Below are 2,914 nucleotides of genomic sequence, written 5' to 3'. Positions count from 1 at the left end.
TTTTAGAAGTATATTTTTAATCTGAATAATAGCAAGCAATAAAATTTTTGAAAGGAATAATTCTATTGTTTACTTTTTTTACATTTGATAATCAGTTCATTGAACGATGATTTTTGTCATTAAATCAAATTCCGGGATGAATTGGGATAAGTAAAAATCAAAAAAAAAAGTTAACTTTCACACTAATATTAGCTTCGATTGTTAGTTAAATTTTCATATGAGTAAACCATTGGTCATTTCAATACACAATTACAAAACTGCCGGAGTGACATTTTATTCAATTATTGATAGACAATTTAAAAAAGATGAAATTTTAAATACTGATTTATTAGGATTGGAAAGTGCATTATCAATCATTACACAATCAAAGCCTGAGAAAATTAAGATTGTTCACGGTCATTTTTATTTTGGTATCGACAAGCATTTTGCACGCCAACATACCTATATAACGTTTTTGCGAAATCCGATTGAAAGGGTTATCTCAGACTATTATTATTGCAGGAGTAATCCATTGGCGCATAATTATATTTACGCATCAAAACTTTCTTTCAAAGAATATCTGCAGTGCGATCAGGTTTTGAATATAGATAACGGCCAAACACGTTTTATATCTGGCGAAACAAATATGCCTTATGGTTCTGATTCAGTGGAAATATTGGGAAAGGCAATTTCTAATCTTGAACATAAATTTTCACTCGTAGGTATTACTGAAAAATTTGATGAGTCTTTATTGATTGCAAATCAAATTTTTTCTTGGAGCCAATATTATTACGCATCAAAAAACATTACTTCATGCAAGTCACATGATTTTGATGAAGAAACGTGGGAATTGCTTAAAAAAAGAAATGCTCTTGATTTGCAATTGTACGACTATGCTTTGAAGAGACATACAAAGGATTTTGGAAAAATTCCTTTTGCCGGGGTGAAAATGTTTTTTCTTAAAGTGCTTAAAAAGATTTATACCGTAACACAGCCAACATATAGTTCAAGTAAGAAATTTTTTATACGAAAGGACAAATGATGTTTGGTATAAAGAAGTAATAGTTTTACAATGGATACAATGAAAATATTGCATGTTTTTCCATCCGCATTTTTAGGCGGAAGCGAATTGTGTGCTATTGAAAGTATTGAATCCTTGCAAAAAATGGGTGTTGAAAATCACGTGATACTTCCTACAAACGGCGAAGTTGCAAAGCGATTAGAGAACCTGTCTGTATCCTTTGAAATTATTCAGAATAGCTGGTGGATGTCTTCTAAACCATGGAAAACATTTTTAAAAGTAATCATGTTGAAAGGGTTTTATTCGTCAGCCAAATCAATCCATAAATATATTAAAACCCATTCGATTGATGTTGTTATTACGCACTCTATCGTCATACCTTCAGCAGCCATTGCTGCCAGATTAAGTAACGTTCCGCATGTTTGGTATTTGCATGAATATGGTGATTTAGATCATCAGCTAAAATTTGAATACGGAAAACAGTTTTCGTTTAAAATAATAAATAAGCTTTCCCGGAAAATAATTGTCAACTCTGAAGGCTTGAAAAAATATTTTTCGGAAAAACTCTCTCCCAATAAAATTAACAGGTTGTATTATGCTGTTAAGTATCCTGAGTTTTCGGCATTGATGCAAAAGCCCGCGAATGAATTAGCTCTATGCATGGTTGGCCGTATTGCGAAAGGGAAAAATCAATTGGTTGCTTTAAAGGCGCTTAATCTTCTTAAGCAGGAAAGCATCTATCCCCGTTTGGTTTTTGTTGGCGGAGCAGATCAGGAGTATTTGAATATGCTTCAGCAATATATTCAAATAAACAACTTAGAAAATCAAATTGTATTTGCCGGGCAAACAGATCAGCCCTGGGATTATGTAATAAAATCTCATGCCGTTTTAGTATGTAGCGTAATGGAGGCATTTGGAAGGGTAACCATTGAGGCAATGAAAGCCGGACGTATGCCTGTTGTTTCTGATACAGGAGCCGGACTTGAATTGATTCAGAATCATGAAAATGGTTTTTTGTTTGACCCTCAAAACGAAAATGAACTTGCAGAAATATTAAAACATATCTGGGCAAAAACAGATTGCAGTAAAATTACAGTGTCTGCTCGCAAATATGCTCTGGAACACTTTAGTTTAAAAACACATGGGCGGGAGTTGTTTAAAATTATTGAAGATACGTTATGATGGTTTCAATAATAATTGTGAATTATAACACCTATCATTTAACTAAAAAATGTATAGAGTCAATATATGCCCAAACTCATAACTGTTCATTTCAAGTAATACTTGTTGATAATGCAAGTACAGAATGCGACCCCAATATTTTTAAGAAAGAATTTCCGGATATAGATCTGGTCATTAACCAAACAAACAAAGGATTTGCAGGCGGAAATAATGATGGAATTACCAAAGCAAAAGGTGATTATATTCTTTTATTGAATAGTGACACAGAATTGGTGAATGATGCCATTTCCATAGCTGTTCAAACAATGGAGAGTAATTTGAAAATTGGTATTTTGACCGGACGATTAATATATCCCGATGGCCGGACACAAGGGGTGGCAGGAAGCTTTCCTAGTTTAAAAAACGAAATGATGGAATTGTTGCGCTTGTCTAAGTTTGAATCTGCCGAAAAAAAATCTGGCCGATTGAAAGGCGATTTATGGGATTACACTAAGCCAACGGCAACCGACTGGGTATGGGGAACTTTTTTTATGTTCAATAAAAACATGCTTAACCTTTTTCCCGATAAAAAATTACACGAAGATTTTTTTATGTATTTCGAAGATGTATTATGGTGTTATCATGTACATAAGCATACAGATTTATTAGTTTATTATTCGCCGGAACCTCTTATTATACATCATCTGGCGGGTAGTAATATGAATAATATGGATAGTATATATAGAACTAAAG

At 33.2% G+C, this 2,914-nt stretch carries 3 protein-coding genes; all 3 read left to right on the top strand.

The annotated features are described in order from the left end of the window. Positions 1 to 217: 217 nt before the first annotated feature. Positions 218 to 1,021, top strand: a complete 804-nt coding sequence (locus QZ824_RS11235; protein ID WP_291276107.1) for a sulfotransferase family 2 domain-containing protein — start codon at positions 218 to 220, stop codon at positions 1,019 to 1,021. Positions 1,022 to 1,051: 30 nt separating this feature from the next. Then, positions 1,052 to 2,182, top strand: a complete 1,131-nt coding sequence (locus tag QZ824_RS11230) for a glycosyltransferase family 4 protein (RefSeq protein ID WP_291276106.1) — start codon at positions 1,052 to 1,054, stop codon at positions 2,180 to 2,182. Beyond that, positions 2,179 to 2,914: glycosyltransferase family 2 protein (locus QZ824_RS11225; protein WP_291276105.1), on the top strand; the 736-nt coding region annotated here is incomplete at its 3' end. The genes QZ824_RS11230 and QZ824_RS11225, both read left to right, overlap by 4 nt.

It is taken from the genome of Flavobacterium sp., from assembly GCF_021151785.1.
In the GTDB taxonomy this organism is placed as follows: domain Bacteria; phylum Bacteroidota; class Bacteroidia; order Flavobacteriales; family Flavobacteriaceae; genus Flavobacterium.
This window is presented reverse-complemented; position numbering and strand designations above follow the sequence as displayed.

Bases quoted from the DNA above. Each gene is read 5' to 3' on its own strand.
- QZ824_RS11235 (WP_291276107.1), top strand. From the start codon at position 218: ATGAGTAAACCATTGGTCATTTCAATACACAATTACAAAACTGCCGGA.
- QZ824_RS11230 (WP_291276106.1), top strand. From the start codon at position 1,052: ATGGATACAATGAAAATATTGCATGTTTTTCCATCCGCATTTTTAGGC.